The 25,761-nt window shown below is 67.7% G+C and carries 26 protein-coding genes; 7 read left to right on the top strand and 19 right to left on the bottom strand.

Going from position 1 to position 25,761, the window contains the following annotated elements:
• Nucleotides 1–42: 42 nt before the first annotated feature.
• Nucleotides 43–1,143: a lytic murein transglycosylase B gene (gene mltB, locus ACSFBM_RS16700; RefSeq protein ID WP_435485329.1), complete on the top strand. Its 1,101-nt coding sequence runs from the start codon at nucleotides 43–45 to the stop codon at nucleotides 1,141–1,143.
• Nucleotides 1,144–1,148: 5 nt separating this feature from the next.
• The gene (locus ACSFBM_RS16695) at nucleotides 1,149–1,781 is read left to right on the top strand and encodes an HD domain-containing protein (protein WP_435485328.1); all 633 of its coding nucleotides are present in this window, start codon (nucleotides 1,149–1,151) and stop codon (nucleotides 1,779–1,781) included.
• A 9-nt stretch (nucleotides 1,782–1,790) separates the two neighbouring features.
• Here ACSFBM_RS16695 and ACSFBM_RS16690 read toward each other — a convergent pair whose 3' ends face one another.
• The 10 genes from ACSFBM_RS16690 to ACSFBM_RS16645 all read right to left on the bottom strand — a co-directional run bounded on the left by ACSFBM_RS16690 (nucleotide 1,791) and on the right by ACSFBM_RS16645 (nucleotide 10,429).
• Complete coding sequence (locus tag ACSFBM_RS16690) at nucleotides 1,791–2,294, bottom strand: hypothetical protein (protein WP_435485327.1); 504 nt, start codon at nucleotides 2,292–2,294, stop codon at nucleotides 1,791–1,793.
• Nucleotides 2,291–3,361: a beta-ketoacyl synthase N-terminal-like domain-containing protein gene (locus ACSFBM_RS16685; protein WP_435485326.1), complete on the bottom strand. Its 1,071-nt coding sequence runs from the start codon at nucleotides 3,359–3,361 to the stop codon at nucleotides 2,291–2,293. Before ACSFBM_RS16685 ends, ACSFBM_RS16690 begins: the two co-directional genes overlap by 4 nt.
• Nucleotides 3,358–3,588 carry an acyl carrier protein gene (locus tag ACSFBM_RS16680; RefSeq protein WP_435440197.1) on the bottom strand — a complete coding sequence of 77 codons (231 nt, stop codon included), beginning with the start codon at nucleotides 3,586–3,588 and terminating at the stop codon, nucleotides 3,358–3,360. The genes ACSFBM_RS16685 and ACSFBM_RS16680 overlap by 4 nt, the downstream gene beginning before the upstream one ends.
• 38 nt (nucleotides 3,589–3,626) lie before the next feature.
• The gene (locus tag ACSFBM_RS16675) at nucleotides 3,627–4,784 is read right to left on the bottom strand and encodes an ABC transporter permease (protein ID WP_435485325.1); all 1,158 of its coding nucleotides are present in this window, start codon (nucleotides 4,782–4,784) and stop codon (nucleotides 3,627–3,629) included.
• A gap of 10 nt (nucleotides 4,785–4,794) precedes the next feature.
• On the bottom strand, nucleotides 4,795–5,703 hold the full coding sequence (locus ACSFBM_RS16670) for an ABC transporter ATP-binding protein (protein WP_435485324.1): 909 nt from the start codon (nucleotides 5,701–5,703) through the stop codon (nucleotides 4,795–4,797).
• Nucleotides 5,703–6,683, bottom strand: coding sequence for a BtrH-related acyltransferase DarH (darH, locus tag ACSFBM_RS16665; RefSeq protein ID WP_435485323.1), 981 nt, complete (start codon nucleotides 6,681–6,683; stop codon nucleotides 5,703–5,705). The genes ACSFBM_RS16670 and darH overlap by 1 nt, the downstream gene beginning before the upstream one ends.
• Nucleotides 6,680–7,075, bottom strand: coding sequence for a DarG family dialkylresorcinol biosynthesis protein (locus ACSFBM_RS16660; RefSeq protein ID WP_435440115.1), 396 nt, complete (start codon nucleotides 7,073–7,075; stop codon nucleotides 6,680–6,682). Before ACSFBM_RS16660 ends, darH begins: the two co-directional genes overlap by 4 nt.
• An 84-nt stretch (nucleotides 7,076–7,159) precedes the next feature.
• Nucleotides 7,160–8,296 carry a beta-ketoacyl-ACP synthase III gene (locus ACSFBM_RS16655; protein ID WP_435485322.1) on the bottom strand — a complete coding sequence of 379 codons (1,137 nt, stop codon included), beginning with the start codon at nucleotides 8,294–8,296 and terminating at the stop codon, nucleotides 7,160–7,162.
• The gene (locus ACSFBM_RS16650) at nucleotides 8,286–9,284 is read right to left on the bottom strand and encodes a dialkylrecorsinol condensing enzyme (protein WP_475544881.1); all 999 of its coding nucleotides are present in this window, start codon (nucleotides 9,282–9,284) and stop codon (nucleotides 8,286–8,288) included. Before ACSFBM_RS16650 ends, ACSFBM_RS16655 begins: the two co-directional genes overlap by 11 nt.
• A gap of 203 nt (nucleotides 9,285–9,487) precedes the next feature.
• A complete protein-coding gene (locus ACSFBM_RS16645) occupies nucleotides 9,488–10,429 on the bottom strand; it encodes a LysR family transcriptional regulator (protein WP_435485320.1) in 942 nt (313 codons plus the stop codon).
• A 91-nt stretch (nucleotides 10,430–10,520) separates the two neighbouring features.
• Between ACSFBM_RS16645 and ACSFBM_RS16640 the strand changes: the two genes are divergently transcribed.
• Nucleotides 10,521–10,655 (top strand): hypothetical protein, encoded by a 135-nt coding sequence (locus ACSFBM_RS16640; RefSeq protein ID WP_435485319.1) that lies wholly within the window; start codon nucleotides 10,521–10,523, stop codon nucleotides 10,653–10,655.
• Nucleotides 10,652–11,596 carry a DMT family transporter gene (locus ACSFBM_RS16635; protein WP_435485318.1) on the top strand — a complete coding sequence of 315 codons (945 nt, stop codon included), beginning with the start codon at nucleotides 10,652–10,654 and terminating at the stop codon, nucleotides 11,594–11,596. The genes ACSFBM_RS16640 and ACSFBM_RS16635 overlap by 4 nt, the downstream gene beginning before the upstream one ends.
• A 111-nt stretch (nucleotides 11,597–11,707) precedes the next feature.
• Here the strand turns inward: ACSFBM_RS16635 and ACSFBM_RS16630 are convergent, their stop codons facing one another.
• From ACSFBM_RS16630 to glpD, 7 genes are all read right to left on the bottom strand, one after another.
• Entirely contained in the window at nucleotides 11,708–13,441 is a 1,734-nt protein-coding gene (locus ACSFBM_RS16630; protein ID WP_435440122.1) for an ABC transporter substrate-binding protein, read from the bottom strand.
• A 179-nt stretch (nucleotides 13,442–13,620) separates the two neighbouring features.
• Nucleotides 13,621–13,929, bottom strand: a complete 309-nt coding sequence (locus ACSFBM_RS16625; RefSeq protein ID WP_435485317.1) for a DUF2160 domain-containing protein — start codon at nucleotides 13,927–13,929, stop codon at nucleotides 13,621–13,623.
• A 12-nt stretch (nucleotides 13,930–13,941) separates the two neighbouring features.
• On the bottom strand, nucleotides 13,942–14,754 hold the full coding sequence (locus tag ACSFBM_RS16620; protein WP_435485316.1) for a carbohydrate ABC transporter permease: 813 nt from the start codon (nucleotides 14,752–14,754) through the stop codon (nucleotides 13,942–13,944).
• On the bottom strand, nucleotides 14,751–15,641 hold the full coding sequence (locus tag ACSFBM_RS16615) for a carbohydrate ABC transporter permease (RefSeq protein ID WP_435485315.1): 891 nt from the start codon (nucleotides 15,639–15,641) through the stop codon (nucleotides 14,751–14,753). The genes ACSFBM_RS16620 and ACSFBM_RS16615 overlap by 4 nt, the downstream gene beginning before the upstream one ends.
• Nucleotides 15,642–15,786: 145 nt before the next feature.
• The gene (locus ACSFBM_RS16610) at nucleotides 15,787–16,857 is read right to left on the bottom strand and encodes an ABC transporter ATP-binding protein (RefSeq protein ID WP_435485314.1); all 1,071 of its coding nucleotides are present in this window, start codon (nucleotides 16,855–16,857) and stop codon (nucleotides 15,787–15,789) included.
• Nucleotides 16,858–17,015: 158 nt separating this feature from the next.
• Nucleotides 17,016–18,086 carry an ABC transporter ATP-binding protein gene (locus tag ACSFBM_RS16605; protein ID WP_435485313.1) on the bottom strand — a complete coding sequence of 357 codons (1,071 nt, stop codon included), beginning with the start codon at nucleotides 18,084–18,086 and terminating at the stop codon, nucleotides 17,016–17,018.
• Between the two features lie 136 nt (nucleotides 18,087–18,222).
• Nucleotides 18,223–19,884 carry a glycerol-3-phosphate dehydrogenase gene (gene glpD, locus ACSFBM_RS16600; RefSeq protein ID WP_435485312.1) on the bottom strand — a complete coding sequence of 554 codons (1,662 nt, stop codon included), beginning with the start codon at nucleotides 19,882–19,884 and terminating at the stop codon, nucleotides 18,223–18,225.
• A gap of 121 nt (nucleotides 19,885–20,005) precedes the next feature.
• On the opposite strand from glpD, the gene ACSFBM_RS16595 reads away from it, so the two are divergent.
• Both ACSFBM_RS16595 and glpK read left to right on the top strand, forming a co-directional pair.
• On the top strand, nucleotides 20,006–20,776 hold the full coding sequence (locus ACSFBM_RS16595) for a DeoR/GlpR family DNA-binding transcription regulator (protein WP_435440127.1): 771 nt from the start codon (nucleotides 20,006–20,008) through the stop codon (nucleotides 20,774–20,776).
• A gap of 175 nt (nucleotides 20,777–20,951) precedes the next feature.
• Nucleotides 20,952–22,448 (top strand): glycerol kinase GlpK, encoded by a 1,497-nt coding sequence (glpK, locus tag ACSFBM_RS16590; protein ID WP_435485311.1) that lies wholly within the window; start codon nucleotides 20,952–20,954, stop codon nucleotides 22,446–22,448.
• A gap of 22 nt (nucleotides 22,449–22,470) precedes the next feature.
• Here glpK and ACSFBM_RS16585 read toward each other — a convergent pair whose 3' ends face one another.
• A complete protein-coding gene (locus tag ACSFBM_RS16585) occupies nucleotides 22,471–22,935 on the bottom strand; it encodes an SH3 domain-containing protein (protein ID WP_435485310.1) in 465 nt (154 codons plus the stop codon).
• A 194-nt stretch (nucleotides 22,936–23,129) separates the two neighbouring features.
• On the opposite strand from ACSFBM_RS16585, the gene ACSFBM_RS16580 reads away from it, so the two are divergent.
• On the top strand, nucleotides 23,130–24,779 hold the full coding sequence (locus tag ACSFBM_RS16580; RefSeq protein WP_435485309.1) for a phosphoethanolamine transferase: 1,650 nt from the start codon (nucleotides 23,130–23,132) through the stop codon (nucleotides 24,777–24,779).
• Between the two features lie 25 nt (nucleotides 24,780–24,804).
• On the opposite strand, the gene ACSFBM_RS16575 is transcribed toward ACSFBM_RS16580, so the two are convergent.
• Nucleotides 24,805–25,761, bottom strand: a complete 957-nt coding sequence (locus ACSFBM_RS16575; protein ID WP_435485308.1) for an alpha-E domain-containing protein — start codon at nucleotides 25,759–25,761, stop codon at nucleotides 24,805–24,807.

The following is a 25,761-nucleotide window of genomic DNA, read 5'->3' as shown; positions in this document are numbered from 1 at the left end:
TCCCCGAACGGGCGCCGCGCGAGCGGGCGGCACAATCGGCCCATGCGATTTTTTCTCCCCACGCCGTCGCGCGCCGCTGCGGCAGCCGCACTCCTCGCCGCCTGCTGCGCCTGGTCCACGGGGGCTGTAGCACAGAAGTCCTCCAACGGCCGCACGGCCGCGGTCAACCCGGTGCGCGGCAGCACGCCGTACGCCACGCGAGACGACGCCATGCAGTTCGCCGACGAGGTGGCCGCGCGCCGCGGCCTCGACCGCGACTGGGTGCGCGCCACCATCGGCAGCGCGCGCTTCCTGCCCAACGTGCCACGGCTCATGCTGCCCGGTCCGGTCGGCACGGTGAAGAACTGGCAGACCTACCGCAGCCGCTTCATCGACCCGGTGCGCATCGCGGCGGGCGTGCGCTTCTGGCGCGCCAACGCCGACACGCTGGCACGCGCCGAGCAGGTGTACGGCGTGCCGCCGGAAATCATCGTCGGCATCATCGGCGTGGAAACGATCTACGGGCGCAACATGGGCAGCTTCCGCGTGATCGACGCGCTGGCCACGCTGTCCTTCGACTTTCCCGACGGCCACCCGCGCGCGGCCGAGCGCCAGGCCTTCTTCCGCGGCGAGCTCGAAAGCTTCCTGAGCACCGAGAGCCGCACCGCCGACAACCCGCTCACGCCGCTGGGCAGCTACGCCGGCGCCATGGGCATGCCGCAGTTCATGCCCAGCAGCATCGCCAAGTACGCGGTCGACTTCGACGGCGACGGGCGCATCGACCTCGTCAACAACCCGGCCGACGTGATCGGCTCGGTCGCCAACTACTTCAAGGGCTTCGGCTGGAAGCCCGGCATGCCGGCCATCTACCCTGTGCACTTCGACGAGGCGCGGCTGCAGAAGGCGATCCTGATGGCGCCCGACATCCTGCCGACCTTCAGCACCGACAGCTTCGTGGCCGCCGGCGCCGTGCCCGAGGGCGACGGCATCCGGCACAAGGGCCTGCTCGCGCTGATCGAGCTGCAGAACGGCGCCGACGCGCCGCCGAGCTACGTGGCCGGCACACGCAACTTCTACGTGATCACGCGCTACAACTGGAGCAGCTACTACGCCATGTCCGTGCTCGACCTCGGGCAAGAGGTCAAGGCGGCGATGGAGCAGTAGACGCCATGACGCCCGAGGCGCTGCGCGCGAACTGGAACGAGGCCTGGCAGGCGCTGGGCGTCACCGCAACGAACAACGCGCCGAACGATGCGCTGTGCGCGGAGTTGCAGCGCCGCTACGGCGAGCCCCAGCGCCACTACCACACGATGCAGCACCTGGGCGAATGCCTGGCCTGGTTCGAGCGCGAGAAGGCTTTGGCCGAGCGCCCCGGCGAAGTGGCGCTGGCGCTCTGGTTCCATGACGCGGTCTACGACGTGCGCGCGCACGACAACGAAGCGCGCAGCGCCGACTGGGCGCGGCAGGCCTTGCGGGCGGCGGGCGCGGGCGACGCAGCAGCCGACCGGGTTCATGCGCTGGTGATGGCCACGCGGCACGACGCGGTGCCCGAAGGCCGCGATGCCGAGCTGCTGATCGACATCGACCTGTCGATCCTCGGCGCCGAGCGCGCGCGCTTCGACGAATACGAGCAGCAGGTGGGCGTCGAATACGCCTTCGTGCCGCTCGAGGTGCGCCTGCCGCGCCGGCGCGAGATTCTTCAGCGCTTTCTAGACCGCCCGGCCCTCTACGCCACGCCGCGCATGCGTGCGCTGCTCGAGGCGCGGGCGCGCCTCAACCTGCAGCGCTCGATCGCGGGCTGAGCGATCCGCTCAGGCGGGCACCAGCCGCCACCACTCGGAGCGTGCCGGCGTGCCGTCTAGCGCCTCCTCGACCACGCCGAACAGCAATCCGTCGCGCGCAGCGCCCCGCTTCGCAAGCTGCAGCAGGCGCTGCGGATCGCGGCACAGCATGAAGCTCGCGTCGCCCTGCCATTCGAGGCATCGGCCCACCTCGGCCAGCATCAGCGCGGGCTGGCTCTGCATGAAGGTGAACGGCATCGGCAGGCCCATGTCCAGCTGCGACAGCCCTGCATGCATCGCGCTCCACGCACCGCGCAGGCTCGCCACGCGAATGCGCGCGCCGGCCGGCAAGGCGGCTTCGCCGGCCGCATCGACGCAGCTTCGCGCGCCGTACATCGCCAGCTCGGTCCACAGGCCGACACGGCGCGGCCGCCGGCCGAGTCGTTGCGCCAGGTCGTCGCGCCATGCCTCGGACAGCGGATCGGCCACGAAGTGGGCGACGGTGCGCCAGCCGCTCTCGGTGTCGCTCGTCATGCGGCGCAGTCCTTCACCACGAGCGACGCATGGCCGCCGCCGAACCCGACCACATTGAGCAGCAAGTGGCGCAGCGTGCGCGGCGCCTGCTCGCTCAAGGCGATGCCCAGCGACGCGTCGAGCGGGTAGTCCCGCACGGGCCATGCACGGCCTTCGATGCAGCCGATCAGCAAGGCCAGCTCCGCCGCACCGGCGGCGCCCAGCGTGTGGCCGAGGGCCGACTTGAGCGACACCAGCGGCGGCAACGCATCGAACACCTGCTTCAGCGCCTCGGCCTCGATGGCGTCGTTGACCGGGCTGCCCGCGGCCTGCACCTTGATCAGGTCGATGTCGCCGGGCTGCAGGCCGCTGCGCGCCAGCGCCTCCCGGCACATCGCGCGCACGGCGGAGGCCTCGGTGCCCGACGGGTTGCGGCCGTCGACCACGTTCGACCCACCCATGACCTGCCAGCGCGCGGGCTCGCAACGCAGGCGCAGCGCCGCCACGGCCTCGCCAAGCACCAGGCCCTTGCGTTGCGCGCCGAAGGGCTGCGCGCGGTCGGGTGCCAGCAGCTGCATGGCGCCGAAGCCGGCCACAGTGAAGCGGTTGTCCATCTCGGCGCCGATGACGAGCGCCTCCGCGGCATCGCCGCCGCGGACCAGGTCGGCGGCCGCCAGCACGGCGTTGAGCGCCGAGGTGCAGGCGGTGGACACGGTGAACACCGGGCCCTGCCAGTCGAGCGCGCGTGCGACCACATCCGAAAAGTCCTGCAGGTCGCCACCGAAACGCTGATCCTGCGGTACGTGTTCCATGCCGCCGATGTCGAGCGAGGACGAGGCGACGAACAACGGCGCAGTGCGCGCGCCCCAGTCGCCGGTCTGCGCGACCACGCTGCGCACGGTGCGGCGCACGCGCTCGGCCCAGTCACCCTCTTGTGCCGCGAGCTTGTAGACGGGCCAGCACACGCCGTGCGCCACCGTCACCGGTGTCGGTGGTACGCCGCCGCGCTGCATTGCCGCCAGTGCGGCGGGCATGTCGTCGCCCAGCACGCTGGCCAGGCCCATGCCGGCCAGGAAGACATCTTTCATGCCTTGCCCGCTTGCGCGAGGTGCTGCGCCAGGTGCGCGATGGAGGTCAGCGCACGGCGCGTTTCCTTGCTGTCGGGCATGCGCAGGCCGAAGCGCTGCTGGATGGTCATCGACACCTGCAGGGCATCGAGCGAATCGAGGTCGAGCCGGGCCTCGGGGCCGAACAGCGGCTCGTCGTCGCCCAGACCGCCCGGGGGCGCATCTTTTTCAACGGCTTCGAGCACCATGGCCTTCAGGCCGGCGATGAATTCAGGGGTGACGGTGCTCACGGTGTGCGCCTGCGAAACAGAAAAACGGCCAGAAGAAACATCAGTGCCGCGAACCCGGCCAGCCGGCCGATCTGCGGCAGCGCATCGGCCACGCCGCCGCCGCGCAGCAGCACGGTCAGCAGCGCTTCGAGCCCCCAGTTCATCGGGGAGATCTCGACCAGCCGCTGCATGAAGCCCGGCATGACGAACTTGGGCACCATGATGCCGCCCGCCGCCGCCATCAGCACATTGACCATGGGCCCGATGGTGGCGGCCTGCGCATGGCTGCGCACCAGGCAGGCCAGCGCGAGTGACAGGCTCACCGCCGCCAGGCTCACGGCTGCCAGCGACAGCAGCAGCGCGCCCCAATGGATGCCCGCGAGCGACAGCGCGTCGCCGCCGATCAGCGGCATGAGCCAGATGCCGGCGGCCAGCATCAGCACCGCCTGCAGCGCGTTGACGCCGAGGTAAGGCAGCGCCTTCGACGCCAGCAGCATGGTGCGCGACACGCCCAGGCTCTGCAGCCGGCCAAGCGCGCCCGAGCTGCGCTCCTGCACGAACAGGCTGGAGAGCGACGCCACCACGAAGAACATGCCGAACACCAGCCAGGCCGGCACGTTCTGCTGCACCGAGGTCGGCCGAGGGCCGGCGGTGGAGAAACGTTCGGCGCGCACCATCGCCTGGATGGACGCATCGGGCGCGGGGCCGGCCGTGCCCGGCACCGCCAGTGCGAGCCGCGCCTTCAGCTCACCCGACGCACCGATGAGTTCGGCTCGCAGCGCGTTGAACAGGTTGGCGTCGATGCCGGGTTCGGTCAGCAATTGCACACGCGCCTGGGTCGAGAGCGCGGCCGACTCCAGCTCTTCGGACAGCCCCGGCTCCATCACGATCACGTACTTCAGCGAGCCGTTGCGCAGCCGCGCCTGCCAATCGGCGCCCAGCGGCTGCGGCGCGCCGTGGTTGCGCTGCCAGAGCTGCTGCAGCCACTGTGCGGGCGTGGCCGTGTCGCGCATGTCGACCGCATAGCTCAGCTCGGCCAGCGGCGGGCGGTAGATGTCTTTCAGCGTGAGCGACATGAGCACGATGAAGACCATGGGCATGAGGAACAACGCGGCCAGGCCGTGCATGTCGCGCACGAGGGCGAGCAGTTCCTTCTTGACGAGCGCGAGGAGCATGGGTGGGCGTTCAGTCGCGCAGCGAGCGGTGGGTGAGCGCCATGAACAGCTGCTCGAGGTCGTGGCGGCCGAACTCGGCGTGGCGCACTTCGATGCCGGCGGCTTCGAGCGCGGCCAGCACCGTGGCGGGGCCGGTGCGCGGGTTCAAATGAATGCGCCACTGCACCCCGTCCCGCTCCACGGTGCCGAAGCGCGAGAGCATGTCGGCGTCGAGCCCGTCGGCGGCCAGCGTGAGCAGCATGGCGCTCTTCGAGAGCAAGTCATCGAGCGCCCCTTCGCGCAGCACATGCCCACGATCGAGAATGGCGACGCGGTCGGCAATGGCCTCGATCTCTTCCATGTAGTGCGACGCGTAGATGACGGCCGCGCCGGCCTGCGCGAGGCTCTTGATGGCGTCGAGGATGAAGGCGCGCGATTGCGGATCGACGCCCACGGTGGGTTCGTCGAACAGCATCAGTTCAGGCTCGGGCAGCAAGGCGATCGCCAGGTTGAGCCGTCGCTTCAGACCGCCCGAGAGGCGCTCGGCGCGAACGCCTGCGAACTGTTCCAGCTGGGCGAACTGCGTGCAGGCATCGACGCGCTGCTTCTTGCGCGCGCCCGACAGGCCGCCCGCCGCCGCGAACACCGCGAGGTTCTCCGCGACGGTGAGCATCGGATAGAAGGCCTGCTCCTGCGGCGCCACGGCGATGCGCGTGGGCGTTCTTGCGCGCACCTGGCGCAGCGGCTGGCCGTCGATGAGGATCTCGCCCGACTGCACCGCAAGGGCGCCCGACAGATGCGAGATGAGCGTGGTCTTGCCAGCGCCGTTCGGGCCCAGCAAGCCCAGCACGCAGCCTCTGGCCACCTCCAGCGACACGTCGGCGAGCGCCGCCGCCTCGGCGTGCGGATAGCGGTAGCCGAGCTGCTGCAATGCCAGCATCAGGCGACGGCAGCCTTGAGGTCGCGGAAGAAAGTCTCTTCCTGCTGCGCCTGCTCCCGCAGCTTGTCCGCCAGCGCCGCAGGGTCGACCGCCTCGCGCCCCTTCACCATGCGCGCCGCCTTGAGCGCAAAGGCGCGCCAACCGTCGCCGATGGCGATGAGCCGCTCGGACATCTGCTGCAGCTGCGGCTTGTCGAGCAGCTGCGCTGCCTCCTGCAGGAAGCCCGCGTAGATGAAGCGAAAGCCCGCCCCGCCCGTGCCGATTTCTTCCTGCATGCGCACCACATGGCCGATGAAGTCGACGCTGCGCGGGTCGGTGGGCGACAGCTTCTGCATGCGCCTGGCCAGCGTGCGCATGCCGCGCACGCCGACGATCGGAATCGGCGCGAGCATGGTACGCACGGTCTTGCGGATGGCCTTGGTGACCGAGGCGGCGTCGACCGCCTTGCGCTCGATGGCCTGCGGGTAGTACATGAGGCCCTTGGGCGCGAGCACGCCCTTGGCGAAGCGTGCACGCGCCAGGTCGCCGCTCGGGCAGCGCACGGGCTCCTCGAACACCGGGTCGCTGATCAGGTAGTCGTCGCCGTCCTTGCCGTACACCAGCAGGTTGTGCGCGTTGAAGTGAAAGCGCATGTTCGGCGGAAAGTACGGCAGCCAGTAGACCGAGGTCTGCAGGCCCACCAGCTGGCCGTCGGCCAGCAAGGCGTCGAGCCGCTTCTGGCCGGCTTCTGGGCTGCGGAAGGTCTCGAAGCGAAAGCGCGCGGCCATCGGGGCCAAAAGGCCCTTGATGATCGCCCTGGGTGGCATGCGGTACGAAATGAGCGGCAGGCCCGACAGCTTGATGAAGGGCAGGTACGCGAACGAAATGGCGGACGACAGGCCCAGCGCCATGCTCTCGCTCATCGGCGCGCCGTGGTGCCGCATGAGGCTGGAGATGACGCCGCTTTCGCAGTGCGCCGCCTGTTGGTGTTGAAAGTTCACGGCAGGCTTTGCAAGGTGGAAACGGGCAGGCCCAGCGCTTCGCCGTAGCGCGCGAGCTGGGCCGGCGACAGCGCGGCGAAATGGCGCGGCTGCAGGTGGCGGCGCACGCGCCATTGCCAGAAGCCGCTGGTCTGCGAGAGCAGCGCCACGTCCATGCGGCGGGTGTACATCCAGTACTCGAGCGGCGAGGCAAGCCCCGCCTTCACGCGCTGCTTCGCGGCCTGCGCCTGATCGACCAGCAGGTCGACCGCATGGCTGGTGACGATCTCTTCCGCCTCCCAGCCGCGCGAGGTGGTGGTGACGACGCGGCCCTGGGCATCGCGCGCGTACATCAGCTTGGAATGGCCGGCCAGGGTGGCGTTGCCCTCCTGCGGAACTGCGTCCAGGTCCATGTCATGCCTCCCGCCGGGCCGCCGCAAGGCAGGCCTGCGCCCCCTCGGGGGGCAGCGATGTGCGAAGCGATGAGCGTGGGGTGTTCATACCGCCTCCATGCAGATGAAGCCGCTGGAGAAGCGGCCGCTTTCGGGCACGAACATCAGGAGCTTGTGCCCGGGCTGGATGCGCCCGGAGCGGAACAGCTCGTCGAGCATGATGTACGGCGACGCCGAGCCCGTGTTGCCCTTGCTGGCGAGGTTGCTGAACCAGCGTTCGCGCGGAATCGGCAGGCCCACCGCTTCGAGGCACCGGGCCACCGGCTCGACGAAGTAGTGCGACGACAGGTGCGGCAGGAACCAGTCGATGTCCGCCGCCTTCAGGCCGCGCTTCTCGATGATGGCCGCCAGCGGCTCGCCCAGCGTGGCGCGCACGATGTTGTCGTTGAGCAGGCGCACGTCCTGCTTCACGGCGAAGGTGGATTCGCGCTGCCAGTCGTCGGGCGACTTGCGCGCCCAGCCGTCGAGGCCGCCTTCGGCGTTCTTCTCGGCGCCGGCGTACATGCACACGGGCAGTTCATTCGCGGCGGAAGACAGGTCGATCCACTCGACCCGCAGCGACAGCGGGCCGCGCGGCTCGCGCTCCAGCAGCACGGCGCCCGCGCCGTCGGACAGCATCCAGCGCAGGAAGTCTTTCTCGAAGGCCAGCTCGGGGCGGGCCTCCAGTGCTTCGAGCTTGTGCTCGAGCTCGGCCTCGAAGCGCGAACCGCGCATCACGGCCGAGGCCAGCTCCGAGCCGGTGGCCACCGCGCGGCGCGCGTCGCCCGCGCGCACCGACAGCCACGCATGCTTGAGCGCCGTGGCGCCGGCCAGGCAAATGCCCGCGCAGGCCACCACTTCGAGCCGCGGCCAGCCGAGTTCGCCGTGCACCATCACCGCGTGGTTCGGCATGAGCTGATCGGGCAGCGAGGTGCCGGTGGCCAGGCAGTCGACCGGCCCCACGTCGTCACCCAGCGCGCGAATGGCAGCGGCCGTGAGCTGCGCGTTGGTCATCGCCAGCTCGCCGGTGGCGCGGTCGATGGCGTAGTGGCGCGACTGGATGCCGTTGCTGCGCAGGATCAAACGCCGCGCGCGGGAAGCCTTGCCGCCGATGCGGCCGAGCACGTCTTCGATGTCTTCGTTGCTGACCGGGGCAAAGGGCAGAAAGGCGGCGGTGCGGGTCAGGAAGACATCAGTCGTCATACAGGGGGGTGCGGTCGGTGGCGGAGCCCGACGGGCACTCGAATTGGGCGGTCATTTTAATCAGCCACCCTCTGAACAGCGGCCGCAGCAGCGCCTGCAGCGTCAGGCTCACAGGCACCACGGTGACGATCAGCGCGATCAGGAACACCACGTACATCAGCAGCAGCGGCTTGCGCTGCCACGCGCCGGGCCTGCCGGCCGCCATGATCAGCTTGCCCCACAGGTAGAAGCTGCGGGTGCCGGCTTTCTCGCTGACGAGCAGCTTCGCATCGGCCCGCACCGCGCCCAGCCCGGCCAGCAGGGGCTGCGTGCCGCGCTCCAGGCCCTGGTGCAGGGCATCGCGCAGGGCGCGGCCGAAACGGGCGGTGCCGCGGATCTGTTCAGCGCTCAGTCCGGCGTCGGGCATGCCCCAGAAGCCGCGCTTGCGGCCCCAGATCAGCCAGGCCGGCGTGGTGAAGAAGGTGGCCAGCGTGGGGCCGGGGTCGGTCAGCACCACGTTGTCGATGAGCCGCGCCCCGGCGTCGGCGAGCATGCCCTTGAGCTTTTCGTGCGCCAGCAGCCACATGTTGCGGCACGCAATGACCGTGACCACCGGTTTGCCCGCGAGCAGGCGCGCCGCCACCGGGTGCTTCAGGAACGCGGTCACGGGCTGCGACGGCGCCAGGAACCACACCTGGTACGGCAGGATGACCAGGTCGAAGTCTTCGTCACCCGTGAGCGACAGCGGCGCCAGCGGCTGCGGCTTCATGTGGGCCGACTCCGGGAAGGCGTCGAAGAAGCGCAGGAAGGGCCAGGGGAACGGGAACGGGGTCTGCGGCCGCAGCACTTCCTCGTGCAACTGGATCAACGGGTCGGCGCGCAGGGGCGCAACGATCTGCTCGGCGACGCTGTCCAGCTGTCCGGATTGGGAGTAGTGGATCACCAGGACGCGCTTGGGGCGCGTGGAGGAATCGGGGGACCCGGAGGGGCTGGGGGAACTGGAGGTCACGGGGAGGGCTGTTTCGAGGGCCGTCGAATGTAAGCCAACCATCGGCAGAACGCATCTGCCATTGGTCATGCCGTCGCGCCGACCCCACGATGGTGGCAGCTCCCCGGACCGGTGCGCCGGGTGCACAGAGCGAACGCAACAGCAGGCTCGAACCCCGGCGAGGCCGCTGACGCCCTATTGACGCTCGTGGCACCGCAGCCCGTTCAGATTGGCGAGAGCGGCGGGTCCGCTGACGGTGGCCTCAGCTCGGCTATCAGATGATCGATCAGAGCGCGCACCTTTGGCGTGGTGTAGCGAGACGCCAAAAACAACAGGTATGCCATACCCTGGTAGTTGGTGTCGAAAGCCCACTCCGACAGCAAACGGACCACCCGGCCGGCCGCCAGCGCATCCCGTGCCACAAAATCCTGCACGCAGCCCACGCCCAGGCCAGCCTCGACCGCCGCCAGGCGCATCTCGCTGTGGTTCAGGGCGTAGCGGCCGGCTACCGCGAGTTCCACCTCGTCGTCGCCCCGCACGAAGCGCCAGCGGCTGTCGCGCTCCTGCTCACCGATCGACAGGCAACTGTGGGCCATCAGGTCCTCGGGACTGTGGATGCCCTCGTGCGAAGCCAGGTAGGCCGGGCTGGCCAGCACCAGTTGACGCACCGGCATCAGCGCGCGCGCCACCATGCCCTGCGGCGGATCGTCGGTCAGGCGGATCACGAGGTCGACGCCTTCACGCAGAGGATCCACCGCCCGGTCGACCACCAGCAGGTGGACGTCCACCTCGGGATAGCGTTGCAGGAAAGAAAGCAAAGGCTGCTGCAATACATGGCGGGCAAACGCTTTGGGCGCACTGACGCGGATCAGCCCCTTGGGCACGCCCACATGGCCCTCGGCCACCCGCATGGAGGCCTGGGCCGAAGCCACCACTTCGCGCCCGCGCTCCAGCACAGCCATACCCGCTTCGGTCAGGCGCAATTGCCGGGTCGTGCGTTGCAACAGCGATACGCCCATGGCACTTTCCAGCCGCGCGACCTGCCGGCTGACGGCCGACGGCGTTTGTCCATGCCGCCTCGCGGCGGCCGAGAAGCTGCCCGCTTCCGCCACGCGGACAAACGCGACCAGTTCGCGCATCACCTCCAGAAAGTCATCTGTTCTCAAAGCGCAAAGCTCCTGTTCCGGCGTCGAGTCTAGTCAATGCCTGGAGCGAAACGAACAATGCGCACGCCAACAACATCAAGGAGGAAACGGCATGCCAACACGCAGGATTCGCAGCTTTGGAGATCTCGATGCAATGAAAGGTCGCATCGACCATGTCCTCACGCTTTTCAGTGGCGGCCTCGACAGCAGCTACGTGCTCAAGGAGCGCTCGCAGGTGGCGGCATGAGTACTTCATCCGTCACCACGGACTTGAAGGAACCCGTCAAGACAGGCGTGCGGTCCCGGCCGTTGTTTGGCCCGGTTGAATGGCTGCTGCTTCTGGTGGCTGTGATCTGGGGCGGCAGCTACAGCGCCGCCAAGCTCGCCACAGGGCAAATGCCCGTTCTGCAGTTCCTGGTGCTGCGCTTTGGCCTGACTTTCCTGATCCTGTTGCCCGCGTTGCGCGGACTGGCAGTGGCGTCGTGGCCAGCGGCGCTGACTGGCGCATCGATGCTGGGCATCAACCTCCTGGCCATTTTCATCTGTGAGACTTTCGGTGTGTCATTGACAACCGCCTCCAACGCAGCATTTCTGATCAGCCTCTGCGTCGCCTTCACACCGCTGTGCGAGTGGTGGCTGCTCAAGGCAAGGCCCGGCGGCGCAGTTCTGGCGGCAGCGGGATTGTCATTGCTGGGCGCAGGACTGCTTGCGTTTCAACACGGCTGGTCGGCCAGTCTTGCCTGGGGAGACGGCCTGATGGTGCTCGCGGCCTTTCTGCGGGGTGTCATGGTCTGCCTGACACGTCGTCTTGGTCAAAAACACGGCCTTCCCGCGCTCACGGTGACGGCGGTGCAAATGGGCGTGATGACGCTGGGCTCGGCAATCTTGATGTTCGCCGTACACGGCACGGCGTGGCCACCGCTGCCGCGCAGTGCGTCTTTCTGGTCTGCCATGGCATTCCTGGTGTTGTTGTGCACGTTGTTTGCATTTTTTGTGCAGAACTACGCGGCGTCGCGCAGCAGTCCTTCCCGTGTGGCCCTGCTCATGGGCAGCGAACCGATGTGGGGCGCATTGATCGCCGTCCTCTGGCTGGGCGAACAGATGGCGTTGCAAGGTTGGATCGGTGGTCTGCTGATCGTTGCGTCGGCATGGTGGGTGACCCGGCCGGAAAAGAAGAACTGCGTGTGATTGTTTCCGTGCGGACAAAACTACCAGGATGAGAGCCGACGCAGTCGGGCGCAAAAAAAGGGGTCGCACCTTTCGGCACGACCCCTTTTACTGTGCAGGCCAGGCAGGCGCTCAGCGCACCTTGCCTTCCTTCCAGGCACCCAGCAGCTTGTTGTAGTCGATGGTCTCGCCCTTTGGCTTTTCGTTGGCCAGCTTCTTCCACGGGGCGTGGTCGTCGCTCAGGTACTTGGCCGGGTCGCCCTTGGGGTTGAGCTTGGGCGCGCAGTGGGCCATGCCGGCGCGCTCCAGGCGGGCCATCACGTTGTCCATTTCATCGGCCAGGTTGTCCATGGCTTTCTGCGGGGTCTTCTCGCCCGTCACGGCCTCGGCCACGTTCTTCCACCAGAGCTGCGCGAGCTTCGGATAGTCGGGCACGTTGGTGCCGGTCGGGGTCCAGGCCACGCGCGCCGGGCTGCGGTAGAACTCGATCAGGCCGCCGTACTTGTTGGCGTTCTGCGTGAAGTAGTCCGAGCGGATGTCGCTGTCGCGGATGAAGGTCAGGCCGGTGATCGACTTCTTCAGCGAGGTCGTCTTGGCAGTGATGAACTGCGCGTAGAGCCAGGCCGCTGCCGTCTTGTTGGCGTCATGGCCCTTGAAGAAGGTCCACGAGCCCACGTCCTGGTAGCCGTTCTGCATGCCCTGCTTCCAGTACGGACCGTTCGGGCCCGGGGCCATGCGCCACTTGGGCGAGCCGTCGTCGTTCACGACCGGCAGGCCCTTCTTGGTCATGTCGGCGGTGAAGGCCGTGTACCAGAAGATCTGCTGGGCGATCTGGCCCTGCGCCGGCACCGGGCCCGATTCGCCGAAGGTCATGCCCATGGCTTCCTTGGGCGCGTACTTCTTCATCCAGTCGATGTACTTGGTGAGCGCATAGACGGCAGCGGGCGAGTTGGTGGCGCCACCGCGCGAGACCGAGGCGCCCGTGGGCGTGCACTTGTCGGCAGCCACGCGAATGCCCCATTCGTCGATCGGCATGCCGTTGGGAATGCCCTTGTCGGCGGCACCGGCCATCGACAGCCACGCATCGGTGAAGCGCCAGCCGAGCGACGGGTCCTTCTTGCCGTAGTCCATGTGGCCGTAGATCGGCTTGCCGTCGATGGTCTTCACGTCCACGCTGAAGAACTCGGCGATGTCTTCGTAGGCGCTCCAGTTCAGCGGCACGCCCAGGTCGTAGCCGTACTTGGCCTTGAACTTGTCCTGCAGGTCCTTGCGCGCGAACAGGTCGGCGCGGAACCAGTACAGGTTGGCGAACTGCTGGTCGGGCAGCTGGTAGAGCTGGCCATCGGGCGCGGTGGTGAAGCTGGTGCCGATGAAGTCCTTCAGGTCGAGCCCGGGGTTGGTGAACTCCTTGCCGGCCCCGCCCATGTACTCGGTGAGCGACATGATCTTGCCGTAGCGGTAGTGCGTGCCGATCAGGTCGGAGTCGGAGACCCAGCCGTCGTAGATCGACTTGCCCGACTGCATCGAGGTCTGCAGCTTCTCGACCACGTCGCCTTCCTGGATCAGGTCGTGCTTGACCTTGATGCCGGTGATTTCCTCGAAGGCCTTGGCCAGGGTCTTGGATTCGTACTCATGGGTGGTCAGCGTTTCGGAAACGACCGACACCTCCTTCACACCCTTGGCCTGCAGCTTCTTGGCGGCGTCGATGAACCACTTCATCTCCTCCATCTGCTTGTCCTTGGACAGGGTGGATGGCTGGAACTCGCTGTCGATCCATTTCTTGGCTTCGGCTTCTCCGGCCGATGCAGCGCCGTGCGCGGCGAACATCGCCGCTGCCAGTGCCAATGCCGTGTAGCGCATCTTCATGATGTTGTCTCCTCGGTTGTGCTTCCCCGGTTCTTTCATCTCGGCTCCGGGGAGGCGGAGAGCCGGACGCATCTCGAAATCAAGGTTGCGGTCGCCGCCGGGCCGCCCCAAGGCGAGCCGCGCCTCCCCCTCGGGGGGTGGCGAAGCACACGAAGTGACAAGCCGGGGGGCACATTTCTCTAGCCCTTGCGCATCACCAGCGCGAGCACGAGCATCGACAGCACGAAGCTGATCCAGATCGATGGCTCGGCCTCCAGGCTCATCCACTCCTGGAACTTGCCGGCCAGGCTGATGAAGATCAGGTTCACATAGGCCGCCGACAGCAGGCCGATGAAGAGCCGGTCGCCGCGCGTGGTGGCAATCGGCAGCCAGCCGCGCCGCATCGTGGTTGGCGACTTGAATTCCCACACCGTCATGCCGACCAGCATGAGCGCGATGCAGATGAAAAATACGGCCACCGGGGTGGTCCAGACCATCCAGTCGAACATCTCCGGCCCTCCTTAAACACGGCCCATCGCGAAACCCTTCGCGATGTAGTGACGCACGAACCAGATCACGATCGCGCCCGGCACGATGGTGAGCACGCCAGCGGCTGCCAGCGTTGCCCAGTCCATGCCCGAGGCGCTCACCGTGCGCGTCATCGTCGCGACGATGGGCTTGGCGTTCACGCTGGTGAGCGTGCGCGCCAGCAGCAGCTCGACCCAGCTGAACATGAAGCAGAAGAACGCCGCCACGCCCACGCCGGCCTTGATGAGCGGCAGGAAGATGCGCACGAAAAAGCGCGGAAACGAGTAGCCGTCGATGTAAGCGGTCTCATCGATCTCACGCGGAATGCCGCTCATGAAGCCTTCCAGGATCCACACCGCCAGCGGCACGTTGAACAGCAGGTGCGCCAGCGCCACGCCCAGGTGCGTGTCCATCAGGCCGACCGTGCTGTAGAGCTGGAAGAACGGCAGCAAAAACACCGCGGGCGGCGTCATGCGGTTGGTGAGCAGCCAGAAGAACACGTGCTTGTCGCCCAGGAACGAATAGCGCGAGAACGCATAGGCCGCCGGCAGCGCCACGGTGAGCGAGATGACGGTGTTGATCGCCACGTAGATCAGGCTGTTGATGTAGCCCGAGTACCACGACTCGTCGGTGAAGATGCGCGCGTAGTTGGCCCAGGTGAGCTGCTGCGGAAAGAACGAGAAGCTCGAAAGAATCTCCTCGTTCGTCTTGAAGCTCATGTTGATCATCCAGTAGATGGGCAACAGCGCGAACAGGATGTACAGCACCAGGAAGATGCTGCGCTTGTGGAATCTTTTTTCGTTCATTTTTCGACCTCCACAGTCTGTGTGCCGACCCGCTGCATCCAGTTGTAGAGCACGAAGCAGAACAACAGAATGATCAGGAAATAGATCAGGGAGAACGCGGCCGCCGGCCCGAGGTCGAACTGCCCCACGGCCTTCTGCGTGAGGTACTGGCTCAGGAAGGTGGTCGCATTGCCCGGGCCGCCACCCGTCAGCACGAAGGGCTCGGTGTAGATCATGAAACTGTCCATGAAGCGCAGCAGCACCGCGATCATCAGCACGCCACGCATCTTCGGCAGCTGGATGTAGCGGAACACTGCGAACTTGCTGGCGCCGTCGATGCGCGCGGCCTGGTAGTAGGCGTCGGGAATGGAACGCAACCCCGCGAAGCACAGCAGCGCCACCAGCGGCGTCCAGTGCCACACGTCCATCACCAGCACAGTGAGCCAGGCGTCGGTTGCACTGCCCGTGTAGTTGTAGTCGATGCCCATGACCTGCAGCGCATGGCCCAGCAGGCCGATGTCGGCGCGGCCGTAGATCTGCCAGATGGTGCCGACAACATTCCAGGGAATCAGCAGCGACAGCGCCACCACCACCAGAACCGCCGACGACTTCCAGCCCTTGGCCGGCATCGACAGCGCCAGGCCGATGCCCAGCGGAATCTCGACCAGCAGCACCGAGAGCGAGAAACCCAGCTGGCGCCACAGCGCCTGGTGCAGCTCGTCGTCGCGCATCACCGAGGCGAACCATTCGGTGCCCACGAACACGCGGCGCTCGGGCGAGATGATGTCCTGCACCGAATAATTGACCACGGTCATCAGCGGCACGATGGCCGAGAAGGCGACGCAGATCAGCACCGGCAGCACGAGCCACCAGGCCTTCTGGTTGATGGGTTTGTTGGTGGCGTTCATGGTGTTGCTCCTTCCCCCTTTGGGGGAAGGCTGGGATGGGGGCAGGCAGAGCGCCCGACGGATGCGCCGCTTGCCCCCACCCCTGCCCTCCCCCAGCGGGGGAGGGAGAAAGAGAAGGGAGCGGGAGAGAACGAGGTCGGGTTGTTCATGCCACCAGCTCCTCGTCCTTGTAGTAGCAGGTGTGCGCATCCAGCACCCGCAGCCACACCGTGTCTCCCGCCGCCGGGGCCGGGTCGTCCGAATGCAGCCGCACCTTCAGCACGCTGCCGCCGGCCTCCACGCTCAGCATCACGTGCGTGCCCACGTCCTGCACGTTCTTCACCACTGCGGGCACCGCACCGGCGGCGCCTGCGCCTGCCAGGCGCAGGTACTCGGGGCGGATGCCGACCTTCAGCGGCCCTTGCGGCAGCTCGCGCGTGGGCACCAGCGGCGTGCCGGCCACTTCGATGGTGCCGTTCGCGCTCTGTGCCGACAGAAAGTTCATGCCCGGCGAGCCGATGAAATGCCCGACGAAGGTGTGGGCCGGCCGCTCGAACAGCGCCTCGGCGCTGCCCACCTGCACGGCCTTGCCGCGCGTCATGACCACCACCTCTTCGGCGAAAGTGAGCGCCTCGACCTGGTCGTGCGTCACGTAGATGAGCGTGAGCTTCAGCTCGCGGTGAATCTGCTTGAGCTTGCGGCGCAACTGCCACTTCAGGTGCGGGTCGATCACGGTAAGCGGCTCGTCGAACAGCACCGCCGACACGTCGCTGCGCACCAGCCCCCGGCCCAGCGAAATCTTCTGCTTGGCGTCGGCGGCCAGGCCGGCGGCACGCTGGTTGAGCTGGCCGCTCATGTCGAGCATCTCTGCGATCTCGCCCACGCGCTTCTTGATCTGCGCTTCCGGCACCTTGCGGTTGCGCAGCGGAAACGCGAGGTTCTCGGCCACCGTCATGGTGTCGTAGATCACCGGGAACTGGAATACCTGCGCGATGTTGCGCTCCTGCGGCGTGGCGTGCGTCATGTCGCGGCCGTCGAAGGTCACCGTGCCCTGCGACGGCACCAGCAGGCCCGAGATGATGTTGAGCATGGTCGTCTTGCCGCAGCCCGAGGGGCCGAGCAGGGCGTAGGCGCCGCCGTCGCGAAAGCTCATCTGCAGCGGCAGCAGCGCGTAGTCACCGTCGTCCCTGGGGTTGGGGCGGTAGGCGTGGGCCATGTCGAGGTCGATGCGTGCCATGTCAGCCCTCCTTCACGCCTTCGCGTGATTCGCAATGCATGAAACAGTCGAGGTCTTGTCGTGGAACACCGCGGAACCGGCTTTGCCGGGCCGCAGGTGTTGCCCCCTGGAAGGGGGTTGGCGAAGCGACACGAGGTGCGCGAAGACGGGGGGTCATGCTAGGTCCTTCGCCATGCGGGCGCCAGCGCCAGCTTTTCGCCGGCATCGAACACATAGGCTTGTGCCGCGCTGAAGTTCAGCGTGATCGAAGCACCCAGCTCGAAGCGGTGCACACCGGTGAGCTGCGCCACCAGTTCGCCCACCGCGGTATCGACGTGCACGAAGGTGTCGGAGCCCGAGATCTCGGCCAGCTCCACCTTGCCGGGCAAGGCGACGTCGCCCGCACCCGCATTGACATTCAATGCGCTCGCGCGCAGCCCGACGGTCACTGCGCCCGCCACGCCTTCAGGCACAGCCAGCGCCAGCACGGGGCCGCCGGTCAGTTGCACCCGGCCGGCCGTGGCCGTGCCGGCCAGCAGGTTCATCGGCGGATCGCTGAAGGCGCGCGCCACGCGCAGCGATTGCGGTGCATGGAACACCTCGGCGGTTGGGCCGTACTGCAGCAGTTCGCCGGCGTCCATCACGGCGGTGTAGCCGCCGAGCAGCAAGGCCTCGCCCGGTTCGGTGGTCGCGTAGATCACGGTCGAGTCGCCGGTGGCGAAGAGCTGCGTGAGTTCTTCGCGCAGGCCCTCGCGCAGCTTGTAGTCCAGGTTGACCAGCGGCTCGTCGAGCAGCATGAGCGGCGCGTTCTTGGCCAGCGCGCGGGCCAGCGCCACGCGCTGCTGCTGCCCGCCCGACAGCTCGGCCGGCAGGCGCTCGAGGAACATGCCGATGTGCAGCTTGTCGGCCAGCGCCTTCACGCGCGCCTCGATGTTCTTCTCGCCGCGCAGCTTGAGCGGCGAGGCGATGTTGTCCGCCACCGAGAGCGACGGGTAGTTGATGAACTGCTGGTACACCATCGCGACGTTGCGTTCGCGCACCGGCATGCCTGTCACGTCCTTGCCGTCGACAAAGACCTTTCCTGCGGTGGGCGTGTCGAGCCCCGCCATCAGCCGCATCAGGCTGGTCTTGCCGGCCTGCGTGGCGCCGAGCAGCACGGTCACCGCGCCGCTTTGGGGCGCGATGCTCTGCTCGTAGAGCCAGGTTTGCGCGCCGACCTTCTTGGTCACGCGCTCCAGAGTCAGTTGCATGTGTCCCCTCCGCCCGTTTCGGGTCTTGGTTCAGCCGCTGGTGGTCAATCGCTCTTTCGCTCGCTCTTTCGGTCGCTCTTTTTCGATTTCTCTTCGATCGTTTCTTTTTCCGCCGGCCCTCTTCGGCCGCACTCTTTCACGCAGTCTTCGGATGGCCCTGAAGCCAGGCCTCGACCTGCTCGCGTTGCTCGGGCGTGTAGTGCAGCCCCAGCTTCGAACGCCGCCAGAGCACGTCTTGCGCGCTCACGGCCCACTCGTGGTCCTGCAGGAAGCGCAGTTCGCGCTCGTACAGGCCGGGCGCCACTTCGGCGCCCAGGTCGGCAAAGGATTTCGCGTCGCCGAGCACCTCGGCAATGCGCGCGCCGTAGGCCCGCGCCAGGCGGCGCGCCAATTGGCCGTACAGCCACGGGTGCCTGGCCTGCACAGCCGAAACGAAGCGCTCGAAGTCGTCGTCGGGCCGTTTGGCCGCGCCGATCCAGGCCGACAGGTCGCCGCCTGCGAGGAAGGCGCTCTCGGTCCAGGCCGGGCGCTGCGTGCTCGACTGGCCCAGCATCTTGCCGACCTCGTCGGCCGCGTCCTCGGCCAGCTTGCGGAAGGTGGTGATCTTGCCGCCCCACACCGACAGCAGCGGTGCGGCGGTGGTGTTGGACTCCAGCAGGTAGTCGCGCGTGACGGCCGAGGGGTCGCCCGACGCGTCGTCCAGCAGCGGGCGCACGCCCGAGTAGGTCCACACCACGTCGGCCGGCACGATGGGCTTGTCGAAGTAGCGGCTGGCCTGGGCGCAGAGGTAGTCGATTTCTTCCTGCGCGATGCGCGCGGCGCCGGGGTCGTCGCCGCTGATCTCGATGTCGGTGGTGCCGATCAGCGTGAACGCGTCCTGGTAGGGAATGGCGAAGATGATCCGCTTGTCGGGGTTCTGGAAGATGTAGGCATGGTCGTGCTCGAACAGGCGCGGCACCACGATGTGGCTGCCCTTGACCAGTCGCAGGCTCTTGGTGGCCAGCGCCTCGCCCTTGGCCGACTTGGCCACGCCGCGCAGGAAGGATTCGGCCCACGGCCCCGCCGCATTGACCACCGCGCGGGCGCGCAGCGTGCGATGCGCGCCGTCGGGCCCTTCGAGCGTGGCAACCCAGTCGTCGCTGCCGCGTTGCACATGAACGCAGCGGGTGCGCGTGAGCACTTCGGCGCCGCGCGACTGCGCGTCCAGCGCGTTGAGCACCACCAGGCGCGCATCGTCCACCCAGCCGTCCGAATACACGAAGCCGCGCTTGTACTGGTCCTTCAGCGGCTTGCCGGCCGGGTGGCGGCGCAGGTCGACGCTGCGCGAAGGGGGCAGCACCTCCCGCTTGGCGAGGTGGTCGTACATGAACAGGCCGATGCGGACCATCCAGGCCGGGCGCATCGACGGGTCGTGCGGCATGACGAAGCGCAGCGGCCACATGATGTGCGGCGCGCTCTTGAGCAGCACCTCGCGCTCCTGCAGCGCCTTGCGCACCAGCGAGAACTCGTAGTACTCGAGGTAGCGCAGCCCACCGTGGATCAGCTTGGTGGAAGAAGAGGAGGTGTGGGAGGCGAGGTCGTCCTTTTCGCAGAGCACCACGCGCCAGCCGCGGCCCGCCAGGTCGCGTGCGATGCCGCAGCCGTTGATGCCGCCGCCAACGACCAGCACGTCGCAATCGGCGGCGGGGCCGGATGCGGAAACAGCTGAATCGGGGGAGAAATCGCTCACTGGAAGGGGCTCCATGGATGCATGACTTTGGTCACCAACGGCGGCCATTGTATTTTCGAGATTTTTCACTTAGGTTCCTTTTGGCGCGATTTTCCTCCGAGTTTTCCCTTACTCGGATTCGTTTTCTTTCGTTTTAAAGTGACGCGCACTGTAACCTTGCCGCAGTCTTCCTGCTTTCCACGACGCCTCTGTGAACTCCAACCCGCGCCAGATCAACCTCCTGGAGACCGTGCGCACGCGCGGCTCCATCACCGTCGAACAGCTGGCCGAGATGCTCGGCGTGACGCTGCAGACCGTGCGGCGCGACGTGCAACGGCTGGCCGACGCGGGGTTGCTGACGCGGTTTCACGGCGGGGTGCGCGTGCCCAGCTCGACCACCGAGAACATCGGCTACCAGCAACGCGAAACCCTGCACGCCGACGGCAAGGCCCGCATTGCCCGCCGCGTGGCCGAGCTGGTGCCCAACGACTGCTCGCTGATCCTGAACATCGGCACCACCACCGAGGCCATCGCCAAGGCGCTGATGCGCCACACCGGGCTGCGCGTGATCACCAACAACCTGAACGTCGCGACCATCCTGAGCGGCAACACCTCGTGCGAGGTGATCGTGGCCGGCGGCTCGGTGCGCCCTCGCGACCGCGCCGTGGTGGGCGAGGCCACCATCGACTTCATCCGCCAGTTCAAGGTGGACATCGCGCTGATCGGCGTGTCCAGCATCGAGGCCGACGGCTCGCTGCGCGACTTCGACCTGCGCGAGGTGAAGGTGGCGCAAACCATCATCGCGCAGGGGCGCGAGGTGTGGCTCGCGGCGGACGCGAGCAAGTTCAACCGGCCCGCGATGATCCAGCTGGGCACGCTGTCGCAGATCGACCGGCTGTTCACCGACGCGGAGCCACCGGCGCCTTTTGCCGACCTGCTGCACGCTGCGCAGGTTCGGCTCGAGATTGCGCGCGAGCCATGAGCGGCTCCCGCATTGCTCCCTCCCCTTCCGGGGGAGGGTTGGGGTGGGGGCACGACGGCTTGCGAAGAAGCCCGGCGCCCGATCGAAGGCCTGCCCCCATCCCCGCCTTCCCCCAGAGGGGGAAGGCGCAAGACAATGCCGCTCCACTGACCGGCCCCAGAGGAACCATCACGCCATGACCACTTACCTGCTCGCCCTGGACCAGGGCACGTCCAGCTCCCGCAGCATCGTGTTCGACCGCGAAGGCCACATCGTCGCCATCGCGCAGAAGGAACTCACGCAGATCTACCCGCAGCCCGGCTGGGTCGAACACGACCCGATGGAAATCTGGCGCAGCCAGCTGGCCACCGCGCGCGAAGTGCTGGTGAAGGCGAAGCTGCAGCCCACCGACATCCATGCCATAGGCATCACCAACCAGCGCGAGACCACCGTGCTGTGGAACCGCAAGACCGGCCAGCCGGTGCACCACGCCATCGTGTGGCAGGACCGGCGCGCCGAGCCCCTGTGCGCCAGGCTGCGCGACGACGGCATGACGGACACCATCCGCGAGAAGACCGGGCTGGTGATCGACGCGTATTTTTCCGGCACCAAGCTGCGCTGGCTGCTCGACAACGTGCCCGGCGCGCGCGAACAGGCCGAACGCGGCGAACTGGCCTTCGGCACCATCGACAGCTGGCTCATGTGGCAGCTCACCGGCGGCAAGGTGCACGTGACCGACGTGAGCAACGCCTCGCGCACCATGCTCTTCAACGTGCACGACAACAGCTGGGACGCCGACCTGCTGAAGGCGCTGGACATTCCCGCCGCGCTCATGCCGAAGGTGCAGCCGTCGAGCTCGCACTTCGCAGACACCGACGCCGCCCTGCTGGGCCGCACCCTGCCCATCGGCGGCGTGGCGGGCGACCAGCAGAGCGCCCTGTTCGGCCAGGCCTGCTTCGAGGCCGGCATGGCCAAGAACACCTACGGCACCGGCTGCTTCCTGCTGATGCACACGGGCGGCGCGTTCCAGCCCTCGCACAACGGCCTGCTCGTGACCAGCGCCGCGCAGGCCGACACCACGCCGCAGTACGCCATGGAAGGCAGCGTGTTCGTCGGCGGCGCGGTGGTGCAGTGGCTGCGCGACGGTCTCAAGGCCATCAAGGGCAGCGCCGAAGTGCAGTCGCTGGCCGAGAGCGTGCCCGACGCGGGCGGCGTGATGATGGTGCCGGCCTTCACCGGCCTGGGCGCGCCCTACTGGGACGCGGACGCGCGCGGCACCATCACCGGGCTCACGCGCGGCACCACGGTCGCGCACATTGCGCGTGCCGCGCTGGAAAGCATCGCCTACCAGAGCGCCGCGCTGCTGCAGGCCATGAGCCGCGACGCGGTGGCCGCCGGCGGCAAGCCGGTGGCCGAACTGCGCGTGGACGGCGGTGCGAGCGTGAACGACCTGCTGATGCAGTTCCAGGCCGACCTGCTGGGCATACCGGTGGTGCGGCCCGAAGTGATCGAGACCACGGCGCTGGGCGCGGCCTACCTCGCCGGGCTGTCGACGGGCGTCTACAGCGACGCACGCCAGTTGTCGAAGCTGTGGAAGGTCGAGCGCCGCTTCATCCCGACCATGGGCCGCGCGCAGGCCGAGGAATCGATGGCGCGCTGGGAGCGCGCGGTGCGCCAGGCCACGGCGACCTGATTTTCGCGGGGCCTTCGCGGGCCTACCAGCCCCAGGTGAGGCGCTTCGACACCCAGCCGGTGGCGCCGTCTTCATGCCGCACCTTGAGCCAGTCGCCGCGGCGCTCCAGCGTGCGCAGCACGTCGCCGTAGCCCGCCTTCATCACCACCGGGCTGCGCGTGCTCGGCGAGCGGCGCAGGTTGGCCACGCGGGCCTTCACGACATGGTGCGGCGTCTTGTCGGTCATGCGGCGGAACACCCAGGCCTTGTCGCCCTCGAAGTCGCTGACGTGCAGCCAGTCGCCTCTTCGGCCGATCACCTTGAACGGGTAGCCCTTGTTCACCGTCCAGTGCGTTTCGTGGCGCGGGCCGGGGCCGGTGCGCATGTTCAAGGTCTTCACGGCCACGCTGACCATCTGTTGCTGCTGTGCGGCGGAGGCGGAAGGCAAGGCCATCCACGAGAGGGCGAATGCGAGCAACAAGGCGGGCAGGCGAATGAATCTGAACATGGAGCGGAGCTTCCTTTTCTCTAAGGCGTGAAGAATGTCCGGCGGTGCCGGGAGAGCCCGTCTGGGAGCCCGATGCCCGATAAGTTCCGCGGGGATTTCCCTGAAAGCACCTCGCGGCCGTCGGGGCACCGAGGCATGCGGCATGTGTCGCGCGGCAGAATGCGCCCGCCCCGACCCTGCCGCGCGCCGACCGCTTGACCACCTTTTCCGCCCACCCATCCCTGCCACGCGGCGCGTCCGGCCGCGGCGCCCTGCTCGCCTGCGGCGTGGTCGGCGCCACGCTGCTGGCGCTCATCGCGCTGGGCCACGACGGCCGCCGCATCGCACAGCTCGCGGTGCTGGCCGCGCCCGCGGTGCTGTGGCTGCTGTGGCCGTTGCGCAGCGCGCGCATGCGGCAGTTGCGCACGGTGCTCGTCTGGCTCTGGGTGATGGGCTTCGCGCTCGACGGCGCGGTGCGCGCCTACCTGCTCGACACCTACCAGGCCGCGCCCGACGGCGCGATGGTGCTGGGCGCCGCGGCGAACACCAACGCGCGCGAAAGCGGCGAGTACCTCTGGATGCACTGGCGCTCGGCAGTCGTGTGGTGTGCGGTGGTGGCCGCGGCGGGCGTGCTGGTGGGCATGTTCGCCCGGCGCGGTGCGTGTGCCTCGGCCTCCAGGGTCGGCCTGTCACGCTGGATCACGGGGCTGGTCGTGCTCGCGCTGCTCGTGTCCTGCGTGGCCTATGCGAGCAAGCCATGGCGCCGGCTGCATCCCGCGATCTTCTGGACCCAGTGGGTGGACTCGCTTCACACGCTGCAGGCCGCCTGGGCCGACCAGCAGAAGCAGCGCGACCGCCTCACGGCGCAGGCGCAGGCCATCGCGCCCGTCATCACACAGGCGGGGCCTTCCACCGTGGTGCTGGTCATTACCGACAGCATCAACCGCGACAACATGGGCCTGTACGGCTACGGCCGTCCGACCACGCCGCGCCTGCAGGCGCACAAGGCGCAGACCGGCGACCAGATGACGGTGCTGAAGAACGCATGGTCGGTCGACGCCAGCACCCTGCCCTCGCTGCGCAACATGTTCCATTTCGGGCTGCCCGACAGCGAGAACCCGCCGCACGTGCTGGCCCTGGCGCGCGCCGCGGGCTACAAGGTCTGGTGGATCAGCAACCACGACGACCTGGCCATCGAACAGCAGCACGCGCGCTTCGCCGACGTGGTCGACATGGTGAACCGCACGCCCGGTCGCGCCAGCGCGTCACTCGACGGCGAGATCCTCGACTGCGTGCAGGAGGCCTTTGCGGACACCAGCACCGACCGCAAGCTGATCGTGGTGCATCTGATGGGCGCGCACCCGCACTACAGCCTGCGCTTTCCGGCGAATGCCAACCCCTTCGACGACGACGTCGACGCGGTCGAGAACAGCCTGGTGAAGGAAGGCCGCTCTGCCTGGGTGCGGCGCTTTCGCCAGGAGTACGACGCCGCGCTGCTGTACCACGACTTCGTGGTGTCGGAGCTGCTGCAGCAGACGCGCACCGCCGGCAAGCCGGACGACTACCGGGCCTGGATGTACCTGTCGGACCACGGGCAGGAGGTGGGGCACGTCAGCGACCGTGCAGGCCACAGCCCCTCGACCGCCTCGGGCTACCGCATTCCGGCGGTGGTGTGGCGCAACCAGCAACCCTGGCCGCCCGAAGCCGCCCAGCAACCGTTCCGCGCGGACTGGACGGGCTGGACGCTGATGGACATGCTGCACATCCGGTGGGATGGGCAGAAGGCCGAGCGCAACGTGCTGGGGGGCGCCTACCGCTGGGAGGCGCCGGGGATTCCGGTGGCGGTCGAATCGTTCTCGCGCTGAGAACGATCGACGAACTGCCCCGTGCTCAGTGCGCAGGAACCAGAAAGTCCTGGCTGATGCGCCCGCCCAGCTCGTTCACACGATCGAGGAACTGCGTGAGGTAGGCGTGCAGCCCGGTCGCCAGGATCTCGTCGACCCGCGCGTACTGAAGGTCGGCCAGCAGCTTGCCGGCGCGGCGCTGCGTTTCGGCGCTCTGCTCGTTCTGCACCTTGGCCAGGTTGCTCACCACCTCGGCCAGGCTCGCATGCAGCGAACGCGGCATGTCCGCGCGAAGGATCAGCAGCTCGGCCACGCGCTCGGGCTTGATCACGTCGCGGTACACCTTGCGGTACACCTCGAAGGCCGAGACGCTGCGCAGGATCGCGCTCCAGTGATAGAAGTCGTACTCCTGGTCTTCCTCGGTGGCGGCACCGAAGAACTCGCTGTTCAGCGCGTGAAACTTCACGTCCACCAGCCGCGCGGTGTTGTCCGCGCGCTCGAGGAAGGTGCCCAGGCGAGAGAAGTAGAAGGCCTCGTCCTGCAGCATGGTGCCCAGCGTCACGCCGCGCGACAGGTGCGAGCGGAACTTGACCCATTCGAAGAACTGGCCCGGGTCGCGCTCGAAATCGCCGGCGCGCAGCATGCGGTTGACTTCGAGCCAGGTGGTGTTCTGCGTTTCCCAGGCCTCGGTGGTGAGCGCGCCGCGCACCGCGCGCGCGTTTTCGCGTGCGGCCTTCAGGCAGGAGACGATCGACGAGGCGTTGCTCTCGTCCTTGACCATGAACTCCATGACCTCGGTGGGCGTGATCTGCTCGTACTTCTTGTTGTAAAGCGGCAGCAGCTCGCTGATGGAGAGCACGCCCTGCCAGCCGTACTTGGCGACTTCGGCGGACTGCGGCAGCAGCGAGGTCTGGTAGTTGACGTCCAGCATGCGCGCCGTGTTTTCGGCGCGCTCGGTGTAGCGGGACATCCAGTAGAGATGGTCGGCGGTGCGGGACAGCAT

The organism is Variovorax pasteuri (assembly GCF_051216435.1).
Lineage (GTDB): Bacteria > Pseudomonadota > Gammaproteobacteria > Burkholderiales > Burkholderiaceae_C > Variovorax.
The sequence above is the reverse complement of the archived record's forward strand: the minus strand, read 5'-3'. Positions and strand labels throughout refer to the sequence as shown.

Excerpts from the sequence above, each read along its gene's own strand:
- ACSFBM_RS16655 (WP_435485322.1), bottom strand. The coding sequence starts at position 8,296 with ATGACGACTGATGTCTTCCTGACCCGCACCGCCGCCTTTCTGCCCTTT.
- ACSFBM_RS16630 (WP_435440122.1), bottom strand. The coding sequence starts at position 13,441 with ATGAAGATGCGCTACACGGCATTGGCACTGGCAGCGGCGATGTTCGCC.
- ACSFBM_RS16620 (WP_435485316.1), bottom strand. The coding sequence starts at position 14,754 with ATGAACGAAAAAAGATTCCACAAGCGCAGCATCTTCCTGGTGCTGTAC.
- ACSFBM_RS16615 (WP_435485315.1), bottom strand. The coding sequence starts at position 15,641 with ATGAACGCCACCAACAAACCCATCAACCAGAAGGCCTGGTGGCTCGTG.
- ACSFBM_RS16685 (WP_435485326.1), bottom strand. The coding sequence starts at position 3,361 with ATGAAAGATGTCTTCCTGGCCGGCATGGGCCTGGCCAGCGTGCTGGGC.
- ACSFBM_RS16680 (WP_435440197.1), bottom strand. The coding sequence starts at position 3,588 with ATGGTGCTCGAAGCCGTTGAAAAAGATGCGCCCCCGGGCGGTCTGGGC.
- ACSFBM_RS16660 (WP_435440115.1), bottom strand. The coding sequence starts at position 7,075 with ATGGACCTGGACGCAGTTCCGCAGGAGGGCAACGCCACCCTGGCCGGC.
- mltB (WP_435485329.1), top strand. The coding sequence starts at position 43 with ATGCGATTTTTTCTCCCCACGCCGTCGCGCGCCGCTGCGGCAGCCGCA.
- ACSFBM_RS16640 (WP_435485319.1), top strand. The coding sequence starts at position 10,521 with ATGCCAACACGCAGGATTCGCAGCTTTGGAGATCTCGATGCAATGAAA.
- ACSFBM_RS16635 (WP_435485318.1), top strand. The coding sequence starts at position 10,652 with ATGAGTACTTCATCCGTCACCACGGACTTGAAGGAACCCGTCAAGACA.
- glpK (WP_435485311.1), top strand. The coding sequence starts at position 20,952 with ATGACCACTTACCTGCTCGCCCTGGACCAGGGCACGTCCAGCTCCCGC.
- ACSFBM_RS16605 (WP_435485313.1), bottom strand. The coding sequence starts at position 18,086 with ATGCAACTGACTCTGGAGCGCGTGACCAAGAAGGTCGGCGCGCAAACC.
- ACSFBM_RS16575 (WP_435485308.1), bottom strand. The coding sequence starts at position 25,761 with ATGCTGTCCCGCACCGCCGACCATCTCTACTGGATGTCCCGCTACACC.
- ACSFBM_RS16695 (WP_435485328.1), top strand. The coding sequence starts at position 1,149 with ATGACGCCCGAGGCGCTGCGCGCGAACTGGAACGAGGCCTGGCAGGCG.
- ACSFBM_RS16585 (WP_435485310.1), bottom strand. The coding sequence starts at position 22,935 with ATGTTCAGATTCATTCGCCTGCCCGCCTTGTTGCTCGCATTCGCCCTC.
- ACSFBM_RS16610 (WP_435485314.1), bottom strand. The coding sequence starts at position 16,857 with ATGGCACGCATCGACCTCGACATGGCCCACGCCTACCGCCCCAACCCC.
- ACSFBM_RS16670 (WP_435485324.1), bottom strand. The coding sequence starts at position 5,703 with ATGCTGGCATTGCAGCAGCTCGGCTACCGCTATCCGCACGCCGAGGCG.
- ACSFBM_RS16690 (WP_435485327.1), bottom strand. The coding sequence starts at position 2,294 with ATGACGAGCGACACCGAGAGCGGCTGGCGCACCGTCGCCCACTTCGTG.
- ACSFBM_RS16625 (WP_435485317.1), bottom strand. The coding sequence starts at position 13,929 with ATGTTCGACTGGATGGTCTGGACCACCCCGGTGGCCGTATTTTTCATC.
- ACSFBM_RS16675 (WP_435485325.1), bottom strand. The coding sequence starts at position 4,784 with ATGCTCCTCGCGCTCGTCAAGAAGGAACTGCTCGCCCTCGTGCGCGAC.